Here is a 22,516-nt window from a genome sequence, read left to right as displayed (position 1 = left end):
AAACTACCAACGGATAAGTGCCGATCCCCAAGTAAATCCGGCACCGAACGCAGCAAAACATACGAGATTACCATCTTTGATACGACCTTCCTGCCACGCTTCTGAAAGCGCAATTGGGATGGAGGCTGCTGTTGTATTGCCGTAACGTTGGATGTTGCTAAATACTTTTTCATCAGGCAAACCGAGCGTCTTCTGTACAAATTGGGAGATGCGCAGGTTAGCCTGATGAGGTATTAGCAAGTCAATATCTGTAGTTTGCAGATTATTCTTTCTAAGCGCTTCGCCGATCACTTCGGGGAACTTAACCACCGCTTTTTTGAAAACCGCTTGTCCATCCATATATGGGAAAGCAGAACCATCTTCCAACATTTCCGCAGTCATTAACATCCCACCTAACTCCTGTTCTGGCCATTTCGGTGTGTTTTCCAATCCAAAACCTGCCGCAGCGCCAGGATAATACATTGCTAATTTCTCGGCATCCGCGCCGTCCGAATGCAAGTGCGTGCTTAGAATGCCTTTTCCTGCTTCCTCGGTAGGTTGCAAAACTACGGCTCCAGCGCCGTCGCCAAAAATTACAGAAACATTACGTCCGCGCGTGGAGAAATCCATCGCAAAAGATTGCTTCTCCGAACCGACCACCAAAATGTTTTTGTACATCCCAGTTTTGATAAACTGATCAGCCACGGATAGCGCGTAAACAAAACCCGAACATTGGTTGCGAATATCCAACGCGCCAATTTCTCCCATGCCCATTTCGCGTTGTAGCAAAACGCCACAGCCCGGAAAATAGTAATCTGGAGAAAGCGTAGCAAAGATGATAAAGTCCACATCCGCAGCGGTGATGCCTGCGCGTTCCAACGCAATTTTACTAGCTTCTACGCCCATACTGGTCGTTGTTTCACCCACGCGATCCGCATAGCGTCGCTCTTGAATACCCGTGCGCTCTTGTATCCAAGCATCGCTAGTATCCATAAACTTCAGCAAATCCTCATTTTTATAAACGTTTTTCGGAACGTAGTGGCCTATGCCTGCTATCTTTGATTGAAACATACTGTGCTTTTTCTTGCCATTGAATTTCATACAAAAGTAGCCAATTTTCTAAAAATTAGGTTATTTTTGCTGTCATGGCTACCGAGACGGCAACAGAAACCTTCACCCTAGAGGAAATCCTAGCAGCAGCGAAAGATGGACATCGCCTCATTTTATGGAACGACGACTTCAATACTTTCGATCATGTTATCCATTGTATGATGCATCATTTGCAATATTCTGAAGGCGAAGCTTCGCGTATTGCATGGAAAGTACACAATGAAGGTAAATGTGCTATTTTAGAAGGTTCCTATACCGAAATGGAAATCTACCGTAAGATTCTAAAATCCGAAGGACTGTCGGTAAGCGTCGAATAACCTAAATAACACAAGGTAATAATACGGTTACGTGTGTTAAGTTTCGTTAGCAAATCACCACTTTTGCTTTACGAAATTTATCCAGCATGTCTTTTAACAGAATATTTAGCGTAAGCTTATTCCTTCTACCTTTCTTTTTACAAGCTCAACAAAAAGCCCAAGTGCGTGGCGTTGTGGTCGATGCTGAAACCAAATCGCCGGTAAATGGTGCTAGTGTGCAGTTGTTGACTCAAGCTACCCAAAGTTATTTGCGCGGAACGCAAGCTGCTGACGATGGAAAGTTTTCTATACAAAATATTGATCCTTCTACGTATACCATTCGCGTTTCGAATGTAGGATATAACGATTACACGCAGGATAATGTTCGTTTTCCGGCTGGACAGCAGTTGCAAATGGATACCATTTTCTTGCACACGGAAAGCAAAGTGATTTCGGAAGTTACCGTGCAAGGTAAAACGCCGAGCATGCAGATTGGTATCGATCGTAAGATTTTCGATGTTTCTCAATCCTTGGTGAGCGCCGGCGGAACGGCTAGCGAATTACTGGCGAACGTGCCAACATTGCAAGTGGATCAGGAAGGAACAGTGAGTTTGCGTGGATCTTCTGCTGTACGTATTTTAATTGATGGTAAGGAATCCGCGATGGCTGGTTCTGATATTGGTGCGCTTTTGCAAACGCTTCCAGCGGAAGTGATTGACAAAGTGGAGATTATGACTAATCCTTCGTCAAAATATGATGCGGAAGGACAATCTGGCGTTATTAATATCGTATTAAAAAAGAACGCACGCATTGGTTTTAACGGCTCGGCAAACGTTTCCGGTGGATCATTCGGGAATGCAATGGCTGGCGTAACGTTGAACTACCGTGATAATAAATTTAATCACTTCGGTAATTACAATTTCAATAGAAGAGTTTCGCGCAGTGACGGTTACAATAGAAATACAATTCGCGCTGTAGGCGATAGTCTGGAACGCGGTATTTTTGCTGATAACGAATCTCGACGTACAGGTTTAAATCACACGCTTCGTCTGGGTACGGATTATTTTATGACCGAGAAAACGACATTGAGTTTGGCAGGAAACCTGAGTTTGCGCGATAATGATCGTCGACAAGAACTGGCTTATACCTATCTTAATTTCCCAGAAAATGGAACAAGTGGAAGTCGCGTTTCACAACAATACGAGGATGATTTGGGACTCGATCTACAATTTGATTTCCGTCGTAAATTACGTCAAGAAGGGGAGGAGATTACTGCTAATCTATCTTATGGATACAGTACTGAGGATGGGATCAATGATTTTAACGAGATTTTCCAAGGTTCGCGGCCGGATATCCTACGTCAAAACCAAACCACGGAAATGGGCCGTAATTGGAATGCGCAAATTGATTACGTGTTGCCATTAGGGGAGAATCATAAATTCGAAACGGGATATCGTTCTATTATCCGATCTTCTGAAGATTCACAATTGTCGTTTGTTAATCGCGATGGCGTTAATAACTTGATGCCGGATTACTTTTTAAGTAACCGTTTTGATTTGAAGAACGAAGTGCACGCTTTGTATGCGAATTATCAGCGTATGCTGACCTCTAAATTAGGTGCGCAGCTTGGTCTACGTGCTGAGCAAATGAATCTCAATTCTACGTACTATGATTTGGATCCAACCACGCCAGTCGATGAGCGTGCAACCGATGGTGGGTTTGATTTTCTACGTTTGTTTCCAAGTGCTTATTTAACGTATGAGGTCGGAAATCAAGGCGATAAGATTCAATTAAGTTATTCACGACGCGTACGTCGCCCACAGGGTTGGCAGGTAAATCCATTTATCAGTGCTGCCGATGAGCAAAACCTTCGTCAAGGTAATCCGAATTTACGTCCGGAAGATATTCATGCTGCGGAAATGGGTTATTCCAAATCTTTTGACAAATGGAACTTCGTCAGTACGCTTTTCTACCGCCGGACAAATGATATGATCAATCCGTTGCAACTGGATCCATCTTCGGTAGATTTACCTCAAGAGTTTCAAAATGCTTCCTACTTCAGGTGGGAAAATGTTGGTCAATCAAATGATTTAGGTTTAGAATTGATCTCGAAGGTAGACGTCGCGCCATGGTGGGACATTACAGCAAATGCGAACCTTTTCAACAACCGTATTTCGCCGACGATTGATGGTGCGGGATTGAATAGAGTGAACACCATCAACTGGGATGGAAACTTGACGACGAATGTGAAGTTTATGCCAACGTTGTCATTGCAAGCGCGTGGCGATTATCGTAGCGGAAGAGATCGTCCGCAGGGATATATGAACTCGATGTGGGGCGTCGATATGGCAATCAAAAAGGATGTATTAAAAAATCGTGGTAGCGTCTTGTTGAATGTGCGCGATGTATTCAACTCTCGTTTCTTCGAAATGGAAAGCTATTTACCAGATCGTACTATTGAGATGGGGAATCGCTGGAATCGCCGAATGATTACGTTGACATTTACCTATCGTTTTGGTATTCAAGACCTTTTCAAACGCGATGAAAATCGTGGAGAAGCGCCGATGGGCGAAATGGGCGGCGGAGAATTCTAAGATTAATTTCGGTTTTCGGAATGCTTTCCTTACTTTAAATAAAATTTAAACAATCTATGAACAAGAGCAAGATTTTCGGTGTATTGGGAGCCGTAGTTATGATGATGTCGCATTCGGCATGCTCATCTAAAAAAAGTATGACAAACAACGAAAATGTACCGGAGCACGAAATCCTTGATTTACCGATGGTAAACATCAAGAATTTTAAGAAAAATTCGAATGGTGCATATGTAATTTTTGATGGTTCATCTCTAGAAGGATGGCGCGGATACGCCAAAGATCATGTGCCTAGTAAATGGGTAATCGATAATGGGACGTTACATTTCAATCCACAACCAGCAGGTGTTCAAAACCCGGAAGGTGGTGATTTGATCTTCGCTTCAGATTTGAAAAACTTTGAGTTTGAATTTGAATGGAAAGTAGCAAAAGCGGGTAACTCCGGTGCTTTTTTCTTGGCAAAAGAGGTAAAAGGTCAACCGATCTACATCTCATCTCCAGAATACCAATTGTTGGATAACGTAAACCACCCAGATGCAAAAATGGGTGTCGATGGCAATAGAAAATCTGGTTCTTTGTACGATATGATTCCTGCTAAACCTCAAAATGGTTTTCCTTTCGAGCAATGGAATCGTGCTAAAATCGTAGTGAATAAGGGGAAAGTTACGCATTACCAAAACGATGAAAAGGTAGTTGAGTACGAATTGTGGACTCCAGAATGGACGCAGATGTTGCAAGCAAGTAAATTCAGTCAAGAAAAATGGCCTTTAGCATTTCACTTGTTGAATAATGTAGGTGGAAAATCTAAATCTGGCGTTGTTGGTTTCCAAGATCACGGCGATAAAGTTTGGATGAAAAACATCACTATTAAACCATTGTAAGCACTTTTGCTTAAGATAAAAACGAGAAAGGATCTTTGCTTAGCAAAGATCCTTTCTCGTTTTTATCGCCTACCAATCTCGTAATCACGCGGAGGTACGACAACGTGATCTTTCAATTATGTTAATTGGATTGCCCTCGAGCCGGGCAGGCTCAAACTTTTTTCCGAAAAAAGTTTGCAAAAACTCGCCGCTGACCGTATTGGCACAACGTTCGTGCATCTTTGTGCAATTGCCAATCCGCTGAGGCGGCATTATACGAAGGTGGAAGGTTGTTGCTAAAATGTAACTTTATAAAAACTTTGAGTTGTGGGATTGCTTCATCACTCGTTCCTCGGATTCGCAAGGACGAACTTTATACAGTTTTTCTAAACCAGTCTCGTCATCACGCGGAGGTACGACAACGTGATCTTCCAACATTACTAATAAGATTGCTATAAAGCCGGGCATGCCAAACTTTTATCAAGAAAAGTTTGAAATAGATCCGATCACTCATTCCTCAGAGTCGCCAAAATGCAAATCTTCCATTTATAAAAGCTTATAACCTTAAAGAACCAACCTTTCTTTACAACAATGTTTGCAGCTCTTTCAAATCATGAATTGCGTGCGGAATATCCGAAGGAACTTCTGCTTGAAGCGGATTAAAGTAAATGGCTTCCATGCCGAAGTTTTGCGCACCGCGAACGTCCGCATCCAAATTATCGCCGATCATCAAAGAAGCATCTTTTTTGGCTTTTCCGCCTTGCAAAGCGTGTTCAAAAATCCGGATATCCGGTTTGTTTATCCCGATAACTTCTGAAATAGTGATGGTTTCGAAATACGCGCTGAGCTGACTGCCGGAAAGTTTACGTTCGCAAGCATCCTGAAAACCGTTGGAAATGAGGTGCAACGTGTATTTATCTTTCAGATATGTCAGCGTTTCATGTGCATTCGGGAATAAATTTGTTTTCGTAGGACAAACCGCTAAGTATTCTTCTTCAAAATCCCATGGGAAAAGCTGTGGATCAATTCCGAGTTCAGTAAACGTGTCTTCGAAACGTAGTCGGCGCAACGTTGGTTTGTCGATTTGATGGTGATGGTACATGCCCCAAAGTCGATGATTATTGGTTGTGTACGTGCGAATAAATGCGTGTGAAGTCGGATCGCCGCTCAATTCATCAAACTTATATTTTAAATAAAGTTCCTGCAACGTTTCGTTCGCGTTCTTCTCAAAATCCCAAATCGTGTGGTCTAAATCGAAAAAAAGATCTTTCTTGTTGGTAAACATATTGCAAATATAGCTTTAGCGAACGAATCAAGGTATTTGCCTATCTGTTCTTTCTGTCATAAAGCGCCGTGGCATTTCTAATGACCGCATATTTAGCTATTTTTGTACCGTTGAAGATTTAAAATGAAGAGAGCTCTTTTTTGGTTATACCTACTTGCTTTTTATGCCTTGTGTCAGCTAATCAGCTGGGGATATATTTTCATTAAATATGTTCCGGAGCGGAAAGGGATGATCATCGGTGAAGGAATGATTTTCTTAGCTATTTTCATCATGGCCGTCATTCGTTTGAAAAAGCATTTGGAGCACGAACGTAATTATCATCAACAGCAAACAAATTTTTTGCTTTCTGTAACGCACGAACTCAAATCGCCTTTGGCGTCCGTGAAGCTGTATTTGCAAACGATCTTAAAACGTGATTTGGATCGAGAGCAGCAGCAAATGTTTTTAGGAAACTCCTTGAAAGATATCGAGCGCTTGGATTATCTGGTGGAAAATGTGTTGTTGGCAACGAAGTTGGAAAACCGTTCTTTCAGTTTTCCGAAGGAGGATTTCGAATTGACCGAATTGGTGAATAATGTGGTCGATCGTTTGCAAAAAAATGCATGTAAATCACAACAAGCTATCGTAGGACAAATCGAGCCGGGCGTGATGATTTATGCTGATAAGTTTGCCATCACAAATGTGGTCAGTAATCTGATTGAAAATGCGATTAAATATTCTCCGCCTTGCGGACATATCAATGTATTGTTGAAGAAGCAAGACGACAAGATTATTTTTGAAGTTGCCGATTTCGGGGAAGGGATATCGGAAGCCGAAAAGAAACTAATCTTCAATAAGTTTTATCGAGTTGGTAATGAAGCAACGCGCAAAACTAAAGGAACAGGATTAGGTTTATATATAGTGAAGACCGTATTGCAAAAGCACGAGGCCAGTATTCGTGTGAAAGACAATACGCCAAATGGAAGTGTTTTTGAAGTAATATTTGGGAATTATGCAAGCTAAGCAACGTATCTTATTGGTAGAAGACGAAGAGCATTTGTTGGAAGCCATCAAATTGAATTTAGAATTGGAAGGCTACCGCGTCACGACAGCGACCGACGGTAAAAAAGCCTTGAAAATATTTAAAGAAGAGCGCTTCAACCTGATTATTCTGGATGTTATGATTCCGGAAATCGATGGTTTTCAAGTAGCTGAAACTATTCGTCTGCAAAATACAGAAGTGCCAATTATGTTCTTAACGGCAAAAAATAGCAGCGAAGATCGTATCACGGGATTGAAAAAAGGCGCGGATGATTACTTGGTGAAACCATTTAACCTAGAAGAATTGATCCTGCGTGTTGGTATTTTAATTCGTCGCGGTATGAAAGGCGATGATTTGAAAGAATTGAATTCTTACGTAATCGGTGATAAGACGATTTATTTCAATTCCTACGAATTGCACCATGCAGATGGCACGGTAACGTCCTTGACTAAAAAGGAAACGATGTTGTTAAAACTGCTGATTGAGCGCAGAAATGAAGCCGTATCGCGCGAGCAAATTCTAGAAACAGTTTGGAACTACGATGTTTATCCATCGACTAGAACGATCGATAACTTTATCCTTACTTTCCGTAAATATTTTGAGCCTGACCAAAAAAGACCAACCTATTTCCACTCCATTCGTGGTGTAGGTTATAAATTCATGGATCAGTAAGAGCAAAAATCTGAATGAATACAAGAGGGAGATTAATAGCTGCGGGAATTTTATTGCTGATGATTGTGTACGCTATTTCGGTGCAACAATATAACATCATTGTGTATCTAGCCGGCGGTTTGGCTTATTTGTTATGGAGCCACTTGCGCGAAGGAACGGTGTATTTAGCAACACAAGCCTTTCATAAGCAAGATTATGAGAAAACGAAAGTTTTGCTTGCCGAAATATCCAATCCAGATCGCCTTCGCAAGAGACGTAGAAATTTCTATGAATTCATGATGGGAAACATCGCTTTGAAGGAAGATCGTATCGAAGATGCAGAATACCATTTTCAGCTAGCTTCTAGGTTGCCTTGGCGCAAGGATAATGAGAAAGCAATGGTGTTGATCAATTTAGCCAACATCGGTTTGCGCAATAAGACCTACGATCGAGTGGTGGCTTATTTAGACGTTGCCGAAAAGTTGAAGCTGACTGCGCGTCAGAAAAGCATTGTAGAAAAAATTAGAAACGAAGTCAATAAATATACATAAGTGAAAAACACCTTACAAAACGATTTGCTACTCCGCGCTGCATGGTCGCAGCAAACTGAACGTCCACCTGTATGGATGATGCGTCAAGCTGGACGATTCATGAAAGAATATTGGGAGATTAAAAACAAATATTCCTTTCTAGAAATGTGCAAAACGCCGGAAATTGCGGCGGATGTAACTATGTTGCCAGTCGATCTTTTAGGTATTGATGGTGCGATTTTATTCTCAGACATTTTAGTGACGGCAGAAGCAATGGGCGGCGATTTATCGTTTGAGCAAGGCGTTGGTCCTCGCTTTGCAAATCCTGTTCGCTCGGTAGCAGATATGGAACGCCTTTCAGTAGATTGTTTGGATCGTTTGCAGTATGTCGCGGATGCGATTCGTGTGATTCAACAACGTTTGGATCGCCGTATTCCGTTAATCGGTTTTGCTGGTGCACCCTTCACGATTTTAAGTTATTTGGTAGAAGGTGCTTCGTCGAAAGATTTTAAATTAACGAAGTTGATGTTGAATAATCAACCTGAGTTAGCGCACGCGATTTTGCAAAAAATAGCGGATGTAACGGTGGATTACTTGAACATGCAAATCGAAGCAGGTGTAGATGCGTTGCAACTTTTCGACAGTTGGGCATTAGCGCTTTCGTGGAACGATTATCAAGAGTTTTCACATAAATACAACAAATACATCATCTCTAAATTGAACCGTCAGGATGTGCCAATCATTTCTTTCTGTAAAGGAAGTTCGGTGTTTGCGCCAATTATGGCAGAAGCGGAGCCGAATGTTATCTCGGTAGATTGGAATGCGGATTTGTTGAATATCAAACAATCGTTGCCGGCAAATATTGCTGTACAAGGAAACTTAGATCCATTTGTGCTGTATGCAGACAAACCAGTAATTCGCAAGAAAATTATCGAATTGTTTGAGCGTATGCGCGGTGTTGATGGATTTATTTTTAATCTTGGCCACGGTATTATGCCGGATATTCCGTTTGATAACGTGAAATATGCCATTGAGGTGGTCAAAGAATTTAAATATTAACGAAAGCCAACAAACGACTTTCTAAAATAATTGTTATCTAAACGTGGGGTGCTTGTGATGGACAGAATGTGTACACAGGCACCCCACGTTGCACTTTGAAATACGAGCATGATATATCTTTACGCGAAATCGATTCATATCATTTTTGTGGTCTGTTGGATGGCGGGATTGTTCTATATGCCGCGGTTATTTATTTATCATACGGAAGCAAAGGCCGAATCGCCCGAAGTTTATCAGGTATTGCATAAGCAATTCCAAGTCATGGAACGGCGGCTTTGGTGGGTAATCACTACGCCGGCGATGTATTTGGTAATTTCGTCGGCTTTGGTAATGTTGTGGCTGAATCCGGGTTTCCTACAAATGGGATGGATGCAGGTGAAATTGGCCTTTGTCGGTGCTTTGGCATTGTATCATTTCAAATGTCAGCATATGATGTTTGCTTTATCCAATGAGAAGTTAACGTGGAGTTCGGCGCAGCTGCGGTTGTGGAATGAGGTTTCGACCCTGATCTTGTTCGCTATTGTGTTCTTGGTGGTGTTGAAATCAACTCTGCATTGGATGTTCGGCGTTGGCGGATTAGTCGGCTTGGCCGTATTACTCATGATCGGAATTAAAGTGTACAAAAGATATCGTATGCGTAAAGCTTTAGAAGAAAAAGAAAAATGATGAAAAAAATTGTATTGCTTGTATTGGTCGTTTTAGGTTTGAATCAGTCGTATGCGCAGGAGCATGATTGGGGATTTGGTTTCTATGGAGATATGAATCTGCAAGCGCCGGAATTTGGCGAACGGGGTAGAGGTACTTTTGGTATTCAAGGGAAATATGATTTTGCCCTACATCATGGTGTACAAGCTTTGGTGCACGGTCAGAAAGATTTCGTAGCTGTGGGCGCAGATTATATTTTTAATTTTCTGGATCGAACGGCTAATAACTGGAACGTATTTGCAGGAGCGGGCGCTTCCAGCGAATGGGATCGCATTTTAAGTTACGATGCGAACGATGCGCGTATAGAAGATTTCCATCAGCGAACTACGCTTAACGCGCAAGCAGGAATTAGCTATTACGTGCCCGATGTTGCGCTATCGGTTTACGTGGGATACAAAGCGAAAACGGAAGTAAACTTTAAAGATGATCGACCACATTTCGTGATGGCTGGGCTTCGTTATCATATTTGGTAAACCAAATAGGTTTATCGGAATAAGCATATAAAAACAGAGCAGGCAACCGATTCGGTAGCCTGCTCTATTTTTATATTATTCGCCGTAGGCGATATACTTTATTTCTAGAAACTCATCCAGCCCGTGATGCGATCCTTCGCGTCCGACTCCCGATTGATTTACGCCGCCAAATGGAGCGGATGCATCGGATATCATGCCGGTATTCACGCCAACCATACCTGATTCAAGCTGTTCGCTGACGCGCTGACAGCGACGAACATTCTCGCTATAAAAATAGGCAGCTAATCCGAATGGCGTATCGTTAGCCAATCGAATGCCTTCTTCCTCCGAAGAGAAACGAAATAACGCACAAACCGGCCCAAACGTTTCTTCTTTGGCGATTAAACTGTCATTTGGCATGGATGTCAACACCGTAGGTTGAAAGAAAGTGCCTTCCAAAGCTTTTCCGCCAACGCGAACTTCTGCGCCACGTTTTACAGCATCGTCTACATGCGCTTGCACTTTTTCTAATCCTTTTTTATTGATCAACGGGCCAACCTTTACTCTTTCGTCCATGCCATTGCCGACCTTCAATTGCTCAACAGCTTTAGCTAGCGCTTCCGCAAATTGATCGTACACACTATCCTGAATGTAAAATCGATTCACCGACACACAAACCTGTCCGGCATTTCTAAATTTCGCCGTCACGGCGCCCTGCACCGCTTTTTCGATATCGGCATCATCGAATACCAAAAATGGTGCATTTCCGCCTAATTCCATCGAAGCACGTTTTATGGTGCTGGCAGCTTGTTCCATCAACGAACGGCCAACAGCGGTTGATCCGGTAAACGTAATTTTACGAACACGTTCGCTCGTTGCAAACAACTTTCCAACGCCTTTTGCATCGGTGGATGTTAGTACTTGGAATACGCCAGCCGGAATGCCTGCTTCCTGTGAAAGTTTAGCGAAGGCAATTGCTGTTAACGGCGTTTCTTCCGCAGGTTTCAACACGATTGGGCAGCCTGCAGCTAATGCCGGAGCAACCTTCCTAGTCAACATCGCCAACGGAAAATTCCAGGGCGTAATCGCTGCAACAACACCGACGCTCTGCTTGATCGTCATTAAGCGATTGTTGTTTTGTAAAGACGGAATCGTATCGCCGTAACTGCGTTTTGCTTCTTCAGCAAACCAAATAAGGAATGATGCTGAATAGTCAACTTCTCCCAACGATTCTTGCAAAGGTTTTCCACTTTCCAACGTCATGATTTCGGCTAACTTTTCGCGATTCGCTAAAGTTAGTTCATATAGTTTATACAGCAGTTTACTGCGTTCACCAACTAACGTTTTCCTCCACGCTGGCCAAACAGCTTCCGCATCTGCGATTGCTTGCTCAACCTTATCCATGGGTAGATCAGGCACTTTTCCGATGGTTTCTCCAGTAGCTGGATTGATGACATCAAACGTTTTGTAGCTATCTACAAATTCTCCGTTTAGGTATGCTTTTTCAATCAGTAATTCGTTGTTCTTCATGTGGTGTTTCTTTTCTCAGGTACGCGAAACGCTAGAAAATTATATTTTCATCAGGTAAGCGAAACCTTGTATAACTAAAAAAGGACGCTAGCGTCCTTTTTGTTTTAGATATTTTTTAAACTGTGACCCATGCGATCTCGCTTGGTTCTTAAATAATATTCGTTGTGTACATTTGGCTCAATTTCTATTGCTACATTATCGACAACTTCCAACCCATATCCAGTAAGTCCGGCGCGTTTCGTAGGATTATTGGACAATAAGCGCATTTTCGTTACACCTAAGAAGCGTAAGATTTGAGCGCCAATGCCGTAATCGCGAAGATCTGGTTTGAAACCCAACTGCACGTTCGCGTCCACTGTATCAATACCTTGCTCTTGCAATTTATAAGCATGCAATTTATTGATCAAACCAATCCCTCGGCCCTCTTGATTCATATACACGATTACACCTTTGCCTTCCTGCTCAATCAACTCCATGGATTTGTGCAGTTGAGGTCCACAATCGCAACGGCAAGATCCAAAAATGTCGCCCGTAATACATGAAGAGTGGACGCGTACCAAAATAGGCTCGTCAGGTTCCCATTCTCCTTTAATTAAAGCAATATGTTCTTCTCCGGTATTTTTCTGACGAAATGCCTGCAAATGGAAGTTTCCCCAAGTTGTTGGCATTTGTACTTTAACCACTTCTTCGATTAGGGAATCATGTTTAAGACGATATTCAATCAAATCTTCAATACTGATAATTTTAAGATCGAATCGCTTCGCGACTTCCAGTAAATCCGGCAAACGCGCCATCTCACCATCGTCCTTTAATACTTCAACCAAAACACCCGCAGGCTCAAATCCGGCTAAACGCGCCAAATCTACCGCCGCTTCCGTGTGTCCGGTTCTGCGAAGTACGCCGCCATCTTTAGCGATCAATGGGAAAATATGCCCCGGACGACCTAATTCTTCGTTTTTTATATTCGGATTAATAAGCGCCAATATCGTTTTTGAACGATCGGAAGAGGAAATCCCGGTAGTACAGCCATATCCTTGCAAATCTACAGAAACAGTGAAATTCGTTTCGTAAACCGCTGTGTTGTTATTGACCATTAATTGAAGGTCCAATTCCTTGCAGCGCTCTTCGGTTAATGGCGCGCAGATTAATCCGCGACCATGCGTAGCCATGAAATTGATGATTTCGGGAGTAGCATTTCGAGCTGCTGTGACGAAATCGCCTTCATTTTCTCGATCTTCGTCGTCTACTACAATGATTACTTTGCCTGCCTGAATGTCGGCAATGGCTTCCTCTATCGTGTTTAATTGTACTTTCATGTTGTTCGAGTGCGCAATTACCGTATCGCATTATACGGGCAACCACTACACATACAAAGTTAGCAGTAATTCAAGGATATTCTATAAAGTTGCTGTCATAATCTTTAGACAGATGGACTGTGATTTGGCGGCGTAGCTTTCTTCTTTTTGTTGTATTTCTCCCACTTTTCTTTCACCACTTTCGCCAATTTTTGTGCCTTGATCTTGTATTGATCCACATCGAATAAAGCTGAATCGCTGGTAGATTTATAGGTCAAGAAAATGGCCAACGGTGTCAGCACTATAATCGCCATCCACATCCCAAAAAATGGCTGCATACTACCATCGCGCGCCGCTTTCTCCGCAATGGTGAAAATCACGTGATAAATAAGGAAAAAAACAATGGCCATTACTACGGGAAGACCCAATCCCCCTTTTCGAATAATTGCGCCCAAAGGTGCGCCGATGCCAAACAAAAGCAAACAGGATGCTGCTAAGGTAAATTTTCGGTGCCATTCGATATCGTAACGAATATCCTTTTCTGTGTACAACTTGTATTCTTGGCTGCGGTTAGTTGCGACATCTTTTACGTAGTTGGCCTGATTCATAGCATTAGTAAGCACGCTTCGTTTTTCGCTGTTCGAATTTGTATGCAGCGAAAAATCTGGTAGCGCATAATCGCCGGATGCTACCAATGTATTTTTTAATGAATCGCGTTTTTGATTGTAGTAGCTTGTAAAGTAATTGATATGGCGTTTGCTATCTTCTGCGATGACATGTCCAATGCTATCTAGTTGAATATGATTCGAATCCGAGTAATGCTTCAATTGTTTCAAATTTAGCATCTGATGATGCGATTTGAATAAGCTGGCATCTGTTTTTTGCGCTCCGAAAGATTCCATGCTGAATTTTTGCGTAGATTCTTTAAATCGAAATCGTGTAAACTGCTGCCGTTCATCATATCTATTCGCGTTTTTTACGCGGGAATCTTCATATTGTACACCATCACGCAGTTGCAAAACCATGTATTCGTTATCCTCCGAATTGTGCATATAACCTTCTTTTGCTATCAGTACATTGGTTGCTTTACTGGTGGATGTATGGTTATAGATTACTAAATCGTACAAAATCGTTCCGTCTTCGCTTTTGCTTTTTGCTCGGATGGAGTATCCTGGAATACTGTTGTTGAATACGCCGGGTTTGATTAGGAAATCTGCCTTCTGATTACGGATATCCAAAAGCATCGTTCCCATTTTTAAGTTCACGACAGGTAGGGTGTAATCGGAAAAAATAAAGGCACCTCCGGCGAATATTGCAACTAATACGAACAGCGGCGTCATCGCGTTTCTTAGCGATACACCCGCTGCTTTAATTGCTACCAATTCATAACTTTCGCCCAAATTCCCGAACGTCATAATTGAAGATAATAGCATGGACAAAGGCAACGCCATGGTCAGCTGAACGACACATTGATACCCCAAAAGTTCCAAAATGGTATACCATTCTAATCCTTTGCCGATCAGATCATCAATGTACTTAAATAAAAAAAGCATCAATAAGACGAACATCACGATACTGAAAGTAACGAGAAATGGCCTTATAAATGCCTGTAATATCAATAAGTGTATTTTCTTCATCCTTACGCGAGCTCAAATAGTTCTAAAATAGACTACAAAACTTCTGAAAAGTAAAGACAAAGGTACGGATTTTTAAGCGCCGATAACACTTTGTAGGTAGCTAATGGAATTGTTCCAAATCATCCGACGTTCTTCTAGATTTTCATCTTTTACGTAATCGGTGATGCTCAAAGCGACGTCGTTCGTCAACTCATCTTGGACAATCTCGATCTCGAAAAAATAAGGATCGTCTTCCAACCACTTAAATTTGACGCATTTATTTTCTTTGGAATGGATCAGTTTAGCTTTGAAAGATTCGTTATCCCAAACGAATTCATAAATGCCATCAGCATAATTCACGTCATCAGCAAACCATTGTGCCAACTCATTCGGTTCGAAAAGATATGGATACAATATTCTAGGTGAAGAGTTGACTACATACTCTAAGTTTAATTTTGTTTTTTCTGCCATTCTGCTTGCATGAATTATTATTTACACATCACGGACGGTTATCGGTCAGGTAAGGGATCGAAGGCATGGTTATGTCCGTGTCCGTAATAATACACAATAAATCTGTTAAACAAAATATGTGTTATGCAAATTAAATGGAATAAGTGGTTGGCTAGATGGGTATAAGGGAATCCGTGCTATATGAGGTGTCGGAATTTTAAGTTTTTTGCTTTGAAAATAATTCCTAATTGCTATATTTGCAACACGAAAACGGCGGGGTAGCTCAGATGGTTAGAGCGCAGGATTCATAACCCTGAGGTCGGCAGTTCGATCCTGCTCCCCGCTACACAGGCTACATATTGCCGAATCTTTATAGATATTTAAATCTATCGTAATTAGTCAAAAAACCCTTAGCATATAGCTAGGGGTTTTCTTTTGATTGTTCGCGCTAAATTTATTAGTATTTATTTATATCTTCGTATATCAAAAAAAGTGTGAGCAGTTTTGTGAGCAGTTGTCAAAACAGTTATGTCGAAGCCTAAAATTTATTTGAAAAGGAAGAGCACGGAGCCGGATGGCCAGCTATATCTTTATTATTCCTATGGAGGAAAATCAAGATTAATTTTTTATACTGGTTTTCGAATAAACAATTCTTATTACAACGAGAACTATTGGTCAGGTAATAAAAAGCCTATAAACAAGAAGTGCGCCTATCACGAAAATTACAACCGCCTTTTTGAGGAGATGAAGCTATACGCTGTTTCATTAGTTGTGAATGAAAAAATTTTCGATAACAACGAACTGAAGTCTAGGCTTTCGGAAGAATTTAAGGCTTCGAAAATTGAAGAGCCTACAGTGACAGACTTCGTAGCTGGCGATTTTATTTCATACTGTGAGTATGTTCAATCCGAGCGTAAGCAAGGTAAAAGGTCTATCGTGAACGGGAATCGTCAGGGTATGAATTATAAACCAAACAGCCTACGAAACCCCGGTACCACGATTACATCTTTGCGAGAGTTTGCTAAATTCAAAAAGAAAAACTCCTTTACGTTTGATGAAATTGATGTTAAATTCTATAATTCGTATCGCGACTATTTGTTGAATGAAAAAAAACGGAAGATTAGCACATTCTCTACAAGGGTCAGAGATATTAAAGCGTTTATGCATGAAGCTTTGGATGAGGGTGTGCACACAAATTCAGAGTTTAAAAACAAACGCTTCATTGCTCCGAAATACGATTCGACAGGTATTGCCCTCACTCTAGAGGAAATAAAGAAAATAAAGGATGCTGATATTCCCGATGAATGGGATCATGTGCGCGATTTGTTTTTAATTGCGTGCTACTCCGCACTTCGATTTAGTGATTTCTCTAAGTTAGAGATAACAGATATTGATGATGGATTTATTAGAATTAAGCAGGAGAAAACCGAAAACAGGGTTTCCATACCAATCATGAAGGAAATGAAATCTGTTTTGGCAAAGTATGGAGGTGTTTTTCCTCCACCATGCACAAACCAACATTTTAACAGGACCATTAAGAAGGTTTGTGCGCTTAAATCTGTTGGTTTAGATCGAGTCTACGAAATAAACGATTTAGGCGAAAAAATAATGTGGAGTTCAAAGATTACTAGTCATACTGGTCGGCGATCGTACGCTACCAATATGTTTAAACTGGGTGTTCCGACTTTACTGATAATGTCTGCTACAGGCCATAAAAAAGAAGAGATGTTCTTGCGCTACATAAAAGCGACAAACGAGGAGAAATCCAGATTGCTTGCTGATTGGATGGATAAACTGGGGATCTAACCTTTGTCGTAAAAATCGCGAACCAACTTGTGCATCGTTTTTCTCATTTCGTCGAATTGATTCCAAAGATCATCGTAGTCTTTTTTGATGGTATTTAGATCTGATATAAGTGTTGATTTTTCGTCTTGCTCCGATATCATTGTTCCTTTGCCAGTAAAATACCAGTTTAGGTCCAGATTATATTTATCTCTCAAATACTTCAAATAATGAGTCGGAAACGTGGTTTCTCCTTTCTCTACTTTTGCTATAAAGGGTTGATGTGATGCGATTTCCTTTGCAAGTTTATCTTGGCTTAAACCTATCTTTTTGCGAAACTTTAAAAGTCTCGCTCCCTCACCTTTATAATCAATTATGTATGGTTTGTCACTCATAAAGAAGCAAACTTAAACTTTAAATTTTTAAAATACAGGTTTTCGGACACTTTAAAAAGGTGCTCGTTCGTGTATTCAAATTTGTATCCTCCAATAATAGACTCGTCAATGTACAGTGTGATCAATTCACTAACGTATTCTATCCAAACCTTGTCGTCATCCTGTACGTTGATATTCATATATCCATCTACAGCATTCGTGATATCATCTTTCATTGCAAAGAGAACATTGGCCAATATTAATTTATACTTTGAAGGCCTCCTTTTGCTGCCTGATGAAAAATGTATATCATCGGTTTTAAACACTTCCTTTTGCTTGAGGTGTAGGATCACATCTTCGGAGATGTTTAGCTCGTTTTTCACTTCCATTTATATTTCTACTTCTCTTTTAACGATATTGTATATGTATGCCACATCCGCTAGATTAATATCAAAATCAGGATATGTGCTACGGTCTTCATTTAAGGAGTGGAGTTTTACTACCCCGTTATCGACATCGTGATTGATTAGCTCCTTAAAGATTATCCCGTCATTAATCGTGACAAATGCGTAGAAAGGGTATTTGTGTGTATGGAATCTAGACTTCCATAGATCTTTTCGGATCTCACGACCAATAATAATATCTCCATGTACGAATGTTGTGCGCTTATCGACGTCCATGCTATCGCCTACAACCCTGAACGCGCGGTAGCTCCCCTTGTGAAACTTGCTAACAGTTGTAACAATGTATTCTTGGTCCTCCAGATATTCAGCATCCGCAAACCCTGAAAGATATCCAGCTTTAGCGGTTTCGGGAATCAAAGGCACCTTCATCCGATAAACTCCTTGTGATATTTCGTAAAATTTTGTGTTTCCTTCCTCATCAAACATCTGCAATTCGTCGTCAGACAAAAAGCCGATGGACTTCGTGTTTGATGATTTTAGTGATTTTGGAAGGTCTTTATATGGAAAATCTTCAATATCCGATTTGTACTTTATAGGCGATCGATCAAATAGCCAATCAATATTATATTCTGGGAATGCTTCTTCAAACTTCTTGATAGTTCCTCCACGAAGCTTTTGGATTTGCTCAGGTGTCTTTTTTAGAAAGTTACTGAAATTACCCTTATCCATTCCTAACGCTTCAGCCGCGAATTGATCCTCAGTATACTTTTCCCTGATTGCGGCACGTAAATTTTTAAACATCCTCCTTAAATAGTTGTAATTAGTTGTTATTAGTACTATGTTTGTACAACCTATATATAACAACTGTAATACATATATAATACTAATATATAACTTATGACTATTATAAACAAGAGTTTACAACAGGGTGTCAAAGAATTATTATTATCACTTGAGTTAAATACGCAGTGTTTAGTGCTTCCAGAAGCACGTGCGCAATATTTGCGTGGTAGAATATGTGCTATTCGAAAAGAAAATAAATTAATTAGATTTCGGACTAAGATCGAGAATGAGCATGTTTACGCTTGGAGGATCAGCTAGGGCAGAAGGAAGAGTAAAATATTTTTTATTAAATAGTTGTATTTAATTGTATTTAGTTGTATCTTTGATTGTAAATAAAAAGCCCTGCAGGTGCAGAGCTAATTTTTAAAGTAACACACCTAAAAGAATGCGATCTATAAGGTGGTTTTAACACAACTCAAAGGTATGAAAGATTTAACTATTATCAATGGTGTAAACCAAGATTTTGTTTTCATTGATGCTGATAGCGATACTTCGGGAATAGTCGCTTACTTCATTAATTCGGAAAATTACTTAGATGGCGATTTCAAAGATCAAGATTTGATTAAAGTAGAGATTAGTTATCAATATCAGGTCTTAGAAAGAGTTTCAGGATGGGAATATCCAGATTTCAAAGAATCTAAGGTGTACCCAGGGGATGATAATTTTGATTATGATGCAGCATATAAGGAAGCGCTTGAAGCATCGAAAGAAATTCTTCTACAAAAGCACGATTTAGAACTAGTAGGAATATAATCATTGATTATTAAAATTATATAATATAAAAGTATTATATATTGTATTATTTATTACCTTTACAATACTTAAAGTAACACACACAAATGAGTAAAAGAAAAGTTGCACCGGGTGTATCGAAGTCGCTATATCCGCTCGATTGGGATAGGTCATGTTCTGATCAGTCATTTAACGAATGGCAATCCTACATTAGACAGCAATGCGAAACATATTCTTTCGTTGAGCGCCAACAAAAAAGCCTGATAGATCAAGTGAACTTGATTCTATCGAAGTAAAACCATTTAACACAAAGCAGATGAAAAATTTAGTAAAAGCGATTATCGCCGTAATGGGCGAGGTGGAAAATATTGATAAAAAAATGGTTGTAGGCTCTGGTCAAAACGCCTACAACGGCGTTAGTGATAAAGATGTCAAGCTTGTAATTGGCAAGGCAATGCAGAAGCACGGTTTAGTTATGCTGCCTATTGAGGTAAATGCTGATGCAAAAGTTGAGAGATGGCAAGAAGACACATACTACAACGGTCAAAAATCAGGTGTCAAATCAAAGCAATCAGTTTTCACTCAAGTAAACACTCGGTACTTGCTTATGCACGAATCAGGCGAAAGCATGGAAATTGTTGGTTATGGTCACGGAATCGATTCGCAAGATAAATCTGCTGGCAAGGCAACTACCTACGCCTTAAAAAACGCGTTGCTATATACATTTTTGGTACCTACTGGCGGTATTGACGATACGGACAAAACGCATTCGGATGATCTTAAAATTGACGTCAGCACTGAAAGCAAGCAAGATCAAACACCGAAAAGTATTATCACACCCGGATTAAAAAAGGTTGTCGAGGGTGCGGAAAGTCTGTCAGCGCTAAACACAATTTGGAGAAATAACAAAAAGCTTCATGAAGATGCGGACTTCTTGAAAGCTGTTGCAATCAAGCGTTTAGAGTTCGTCACGACGACCGAAGAAGTAACCAAAGTATTCGATACGAATCAATCGCTTCACTCGGATGCAGAATTTGTGAAGGCTATTACCTGCAAGAAAAAGGATTTGCAGAGTGTGGATAGCAAAAAAGCCACTGCATAATGCGTGGCCAGCTATTTAACGAACTAGTCCGCGACGATTTAGGAATTGATGTCGCTTCAACCAAAATTCGAAAGTTGCGAACTAGCTTCAAAGCATATCAAGGTAGAATGTCTGAATTTAATTCGACGGTCTACTTTGATACAGAGTTGTACAAAAAATTTTTAGAACACATCAAAAGTAACACACAATCATGAATGAAGATTTAGAAAAAGTATGCACAGGTGTAGAGTCAGCTCTAGCTATAAAGCAGTCTGATTTCGGATTAGTATCAACTCACTATTTCGAATTATTAGATCACGGTGAAGTGGATGAGATTGACCTATACATTGCTTTTAAAAAGATGGAGAAGTTCGTTGAAACTATATTGCCTTTCATAAAAGATCGTATTGACGAAACAAAATTGAGGGATGGGTACAATAAGCATTTCATAAATCTTTCTACCAGAGCTGGCAAGCCCACCTATGATTTTAGCCGTTGTGGCGATAGTGAGTACGAAATGCTGATTGAGCAAAAGAAAGAGATTGATGCTCTAGTAAAAGGCAAGGAAAACTTTTTGAAGGCTATTACTAAAGAGTTTACCGATGAAGATACTGGCGAAGTTATTAAAGCGCCATTGAAAAAGCAAGGTGTCAATCTAGTGTTAACGTACGTAAAACAAAAGGCAGATGCATAACTTTTATATCACACCTACATTAATTGATAGCTTTCTTTTCTTACAAAGCAGCGGCTTTCAACCTGACGATTTTCAGGAATTTATTAACCGAATTAATAAGGTCAAAACATCTCAAGATGATAGCGCAAAGAAAGGCGTCGCTTTTGAGTCATGTGTGAACTTAACGCTTTCAGGAAATCCGACGTTTGATTTCGATGGATTTTCATTTGATCCCGGATTAGTCAATAAGATCGTTAGTAAGCTATATGATTACACGGGTATGCAGGTTTGGATTGATGCTGATGTAGATTTTTCGTATGGCGTATTCAAAGTTGGAGGTTTCGCAGATTATACGCAGCCTTTCAAAATTACTGACCTTAAAACAACTTCAAATTACAAGCTGGGTAAGTACACAGATTACTCGCAACACAAAGCTTTCGGTCTAATCGATCCTGATATCAAACGATTCGACTACCTAGTCACTGATTTTGAAAACGTGTACTTAGAGCCTTACGTAAACAAAAAGGCTAATCACGAAGAGTTTATAAGCAACGTTGAAATGTTCTACTTGTTTTGCAAAGAGCATTCCCAACTGATTACAGACACTAAAATTTGGGGGAATGGCTAAGATATTATTCTACGACCTTGAAACAACAGGTACCATGTATTGGAAAAATGGAATACACCAATTGTCGGGTATCGTTGATATCGATGGAAAAACGGTTGAATCCTTTGATATTAAAATGCAGCCAAATCCGAAAGCTGTCATAGATGATAAAGCCTTGAGGATCGCTGGTGTTTCGCGCGAACAAATTGAGAGTTATGGGATGGGAATGGTTCAAGGTTACAAGACTTTGATCAGCATACTTTCTAAATACGTTAGCAAATTCGATAAATCGGACAAGTTCCATTTATGCGGATTCAATAACCGTGGATTTGACGATCCATTTTTGAGAGCTTTTTTTACTCAATGTGGTGACAACTATTTCGGATCATGGTTTTGGGCAAATAGTCTGGATGTTATCGTTTTGGCGTCGCAACATTTCTTATCGAATCGTGCGGAATTAGTCGACTTTAAACTATCAACAGTAGCGGAGAAACTCAACATAAAACTGTCACACGAAAAATTGCACGATGCACTATATGATGTGACTATCACGCGTCAATGCTATTACGAACTATGTCCAGTTTCATAAA

At 40.4% G+C, this 22,516-nt stretch carries 26 protein-coding genes and 1 tRNA gene; 17 read left to right on the top strand and 10 right to left on the bottom strand.

Annotated features, from left to right (window positions below):
- Positions 1–3: 3 nt before the first annotated feature.
- Complete coding sequence (locus tag ACFSQ3_RS14865) at positions 4–1,050, bottom strand: 3-oxoacyl-ACP synthase III family protein (protein ID WP_380870364.1); 1,047 nt, start codon at positions 1,048–1,050, stop codon at positions 4–6.
- A 74-nt stretch (positions 1,051–1,124) separates the two neighbouring features.
- Between ACFSQ3_RS14865 and ACFSQ3_RS14860 the strand changes: the two genes are divergently transcribed.
- The 3 genes from ACFSQ3_RS14860 to ACFSQ3_RS14850 all read left to right on the top strand — a co-directional run bounded on the left by ACFSQ3_RS14860 (position 1,125) and on the right by ACFSQ3_RS14850 (position 4,857).
- Positions 1,125–1,406 carry an ATP-dependent Clp protease adaptor ClpS gene (locus ACFSQ3_RS14860; RefSeq protein WP_380870363.1) on the top strand — a complete coding sequence of 94 codons (282 nt, stop codon included), beginning with the start codon at positions 1,125–1,127 and terminating at the stop codon, positions 1,404–1,406.
- A gap of 86 nt (positions 1,407–1,492) precedes the next feature.
- Positions 1,493–3,979 carry a TonB-dependent receptor domain-containing protein gene (locus ACFSQ3_RS14855; protein ID WP_380870362.1) on the top strand — a complete coding sequence of 829 codons (2,487 nt, stop codon included), beginning with the start codon at positions 1,493–1,495 and terminating at the stop codon, positions 3,977–3,979.
- A 56-nt stretch (positions 3,980–4,035) separates the two neighbouring features.
- A complete protein-coding gene (locus ACFSQ3_RS14850; protein WP_380870361.1) occupies positions 4,036–4,857 on the top strand; it encodes a 3-keto-disaccharide hydrolase in 822 nt (273 codons plus the stop codon).
- A gap of 288 nt (positions 4,858–5,145) precedes the next feature.
- On the opposite strand, the gene ACFSQ3_RS14845 is transcribed toward ACFSQ3_RS14850, so the two are convergent.
- The gene (locus ACFSQ3_RS14845; protein WP_380870360.1) at positions 5,146–5,304 is read right to left on the bottom strand and encodes a hypothetical protein; all 159 of its coding nucleotides are present in this window, start codon (positions 5,302–5,304) and stop codon (positions 5,146–5,148) included.
- A 115-nt stretch (positions 5,305–5,419) separates the two neighbouring features.
- A complete protein-coding gene (locus tag ACFSQ3_RS14840) occupies positions 5,420–6,121 on the bottom strand; it encodes a YjjG family noncanonical pyrimidine nucleotidase (RefSeq protein ID WP_380870359.1) in 702 nt (233 codons plus the stop codon).
- Between the two features lie 123 nt (positions 6,122–6,244).
- Between ACFSQ3_RS14840 and ACFSQ3_RS14835 the strand changes: the two genes are divergently transcribed.
- The 6 genes from ACFSQ3_RS14835 (at position 6,245) to ACFSQ3_RS14810 (ending at position 10,560) form a co-directional block, all read left to right on the top strand.
- On the top strand, positions 6,245–7,123 hold the full coding sequence (locus ACFSQ3_RS14835) for a sensor histidine kinase (RefSeq protein ID WP_380870358.1): 879 nt from the start codon (positions 6,245–6,247) through the stop codon (positions 7,121–7,123).
- Positions 7,113–7,814: a response regulator transcription factor gene (locus tag ACFSQ3_RS14830; protein WP_380870357.1), complete on the top strand. Its 702-nt coding sequence runs from the start codon at positions 7,113–7,115 to the stop codon at positions 7,812–7,814. Before ACFSQ3_RS14835 ends, ACFSQ3_RS14830 begins: the two co-directional genes overlap by 11 nt.
- A 14-nt stretch (positions 7,815–7,828) precedes the next feature.
- Positions 7,829–8,344: a hypothetical protein gene (locus tag ACFSQ3_RS14825; protein ID WP_380870356.1), complete on the top strand. Its 516-nt coding sequence runs from the start codon at positions 7,829–7,831 to the stop codon at positions 8,342–8,344.
- Positions 8,345–9,382, top strand: coding sequence for a uroporphyrinogen decarboxylase (gene hemE / locus ACFSQ3_RS14820; RefSeq protein ID WP_380870355.1), 1,038 nt, complete (start codon positions 8,345–8,347; stop codon positions 9,380–9,382). It begins immediately after the preceding gene.
- Positions 9,383–9,490: 108 nt separating this feature from the next.
- Complete coding sequence (locus ACFSQ3_RS14815; RefSeq protein WP_380870354.1) at positions 9,491–10,048, top strand: CopD family protein; 558 nt, start codon at positions 9,491–9,493, stop codon at positions 10,046–10,048.
- Positions 10,045–10,560 carry a hypothetical protein gene (locus ACFSQ3_RS14810; protein WP_380870353.1) on the top strand — a complete coding sequence of 172 codons (516 nt, stop codon included), beginning with the start codon at positions 10,045–10,047 and terminating at the stop codon, positions 10,558–10,560. Before ACFSQ3_RS14815 ends, ACFSQ3_RS14810 begins: the two co-directional genes overlap by 4 nt.
- A gap of 75 nt (positions 10,561–10,635) precedes the next feature.
- Here the strand turns inward: ACFSQ3_RS14810 and ACFSQ3_RS14805 are convergent, their stop codons facing one another.
- The 4 genes from ACFSQ3_RS14805 to ACFSQ3_RS14790 form a co-directional block, all read right to left on the bottom strand.
- Complete coding sequence (locus ACFSQ3_RS14805; RefSeq protein ID WP_380870352.1) at positions 10,636–12,069, bottom strand: NAD-dependent succinate-semialdehyde dehydrogenase; 1,434 nt, start codon at positions 12,067–12,069, stop codon at positions 10,636–10,638.
- A gap of 104 nt (positions 12,070–12,173) precedes the next feature.
- Positions 12,174–13,385: a bifunctional 3,4-dihydroxy-2-butanone-4-phosphate synthase/GTP cyclohydrolase II gene (locus ACFSQ3_RS14800; protein WP_380870351.1), complete on the bottom strand. Its 1,212-nt coding sequence runs from the start codon at positions 13,383–13,385 to the stop codon at positions 12,174–12,176.
- A 104-nt stretch (positions 13,386–13,489) separates the two neighbouring features.
- Positions 13,490–15,001, bottom strand: a complete 1,512-nt coding sequence (locus ACFSQ3_RS14795) for an LptF/LptG family permease (RefSeq protein WP_380870350.1) — start codon at positions 14,999–15,001, stop codon at positions 13,490–13,492.
- Positions 15,002–15,073: 72 nt separating this feature from the next.
- Positions 15,074–15,451: an START-like domain-containing protein gene (locus ACFSQ3_RS14790; RefSeq protein WP_380870349.1), complete on the bottom strand. Its 378-nt coding sequence runs from the start codon at positions 15,449–15,451 to the stop codon at positions 15,074–15,076.
- Positions 15,452–15,702: 251 nt separating this feature from the next.
- Between ACFSQ3_RS14790 and ACFSQ3_RS14785 the strand changes: the two genes are divergently transcribed.
- Together ACFSQ3_RS14785 and ACFSQ3_RS14780 are read left to right on the top strand one after the other, a co-directional pair.
- Positions 15,703–15,776: transfer RNA gene (locus ACFSQ3_RS14785), tRNA-Met, on the top strand.
- A 182-nt stretch (positions 15,777–15,958) separates the two neighbouring features.
- Positions 15,959–17,236, top strand: a complete 1,278-nt coding sequence (locus ACFSQ3_RS14780) for a tyrosine-type recombinase/integrase (RefSeq protein WP_380870348.1) — start codon at positions 15,959–15,961, stop codon at positions 17,234–17,236.
- Here ACFSQ3_RS14780 and ACFSQ3_RS14775 read toward each other — a convergent pair.
- From ACFSQ3_RS14775 to ACFSQ3_RS14765, 3 genes are read right to left on the bottom strand one after another with little or no spacing between them, the layout of a single operon-like run.
- Positions 17,233–17,607, bottom strand: coding sequence for a helix-turn-helix domain-containing protein (locus tag ACFSQ3_RS14775; protein ID WP_380870347.1), 375 nt, complete (start codon positions 17,605–17,607; stop codon positions 17,233–17,235). The two genes, ACFSQ3_RS14780 and ACFSQ3_RS14775, sit on opposite strands and share 4 nt — an antisense overlap.
- Positions 17,604–17,969, bottom strand: a complete 366-nt coding sequence (locus tag ACFSQ3_RS14770) for a hypothetical protein (protein ID WP_380870346.1) — start codon at positions 17,967–17,969, stop codon at positions 17,604–17,606. Before ACFSQ3_RS14770 ends, ACFSQ3_RS14775 begins: the two co-directional genes overlap by 4 nt.
- A 6-nt stretch (positions 17,970–17,975) precedes the next feature.
- On the bottom strand, positions 17,976–18,791 hold the full coding sequence (locus tag ACFSQ3_RS14765) for a S24 family peptidase (RefSeq protein WP_380870345.1): 816 nt from the start codon (positions 18,789–18,791) through the stop codon (positions 17,976–17,978).
- Positions 18,792–19,256: 465 nt separating this feature from the next.
- Between ACFSQ3_RS14765 and ACFSQ3_RS14760 the strand changes: the two genes are divergently transcribed.
- The 6 genes from ACFSQ3_RS14760 to ACFSQ3_RS14735 all read left to right on the top strand — a co-directional run bounded on the left by ACFSQ3_RS14760 (position 19,257) and on the right by ACFSQ3_RS14735 (position 22,515).
- Complete coding sequence (locus tag ACFSQ3_RS14760; protein ID WP_380870344.1) at positions 19,257–19,586, top strand: hypothetical protein; 330 nt, start codon at positions 19,257–19,259, stop codon at positions 19,584–19,586.
- Between the two features lie 86 nt (positions 19,587–19,672).
- Positions 19,673–19,861: a hypothetical protein gene (locus tag ACFSQ3_RS14755; RefSeq protein WP_380870343.1), complete on the top strand. Its 189-nt coding sequence runs from the start codon at positions 19,673–19,675 to the stop codon at positions 19,859–19,861.
- A 20-nt stretch (positions 19,862–19,881) separates the two neighbouring features.
- Complete coding sequence (locus tag ACFSQ3_RS14750) at positions 19,882–20,667, top strand: ERF family protein (RefSeq protein ID WP_380870342.1); 786 nt, start codon at positions 19,882–19,884, stop codon at positions 20,665–20,667.
- 190 nt (positions 20,668–20,857) lie between these two features.
- A complete protein-coding gene (locus ACFSQ3_RS14745; protein ID WP_380870341.1) occupies positions 20,858–21,340 on the top strand; it encodes a hypothetical protein in 483 nt (160 codons plus the stop codon).
- Complete coding sequence (locus ACFSQ3_RS14740) at positions 21,333–21,947, top strand: hypothetical protein (RefSeq protein WP_380870340.1); 615 nt, start codon at positions 21,333–21,335, stop codon at positions 21,945–21,947. Before ACFSQ3_RS14745 ends, ACFSQ3_RS14740 begins: the two co-directional genes overlap by 8 nt.
- Positions 21,940–22,515 (top strand): 3'-5' exonuclease, encoded by a 576-nt coding sequence (locus tag ACFSQ3_RS14735; RefSeq protein ID WP_380870339.1) that lies wholly within the window; start codon positions 21,940–21,942, stop codon positions 22,513–22,515. The genes ACFSQ3_RS14740 and ACFSQ3_RS14735 overlap by 8 nt, the downstream gene beginning before the upstream one ends.
- The last annotated feature ends 1 nt before the right edge of the window (position 22,516 follow it).

This window comes from Sphingobacterium corticis, from assembly GCF_042684745.1.
In the GTDB taxonomy this organism is placed as follows: domain Bacteria; phylum Bacteroidota; class Bacteroidia; order Sphingobacteriales; family Sphingobacteriaceae; genus Sphingobacterium; species Sphingobacterium corticis.
The sequence above is the reverse complement of the archived record's forward strand: the minus strand, read 5'-3'. Positions and strand labels throughout refer to the sequence as shown.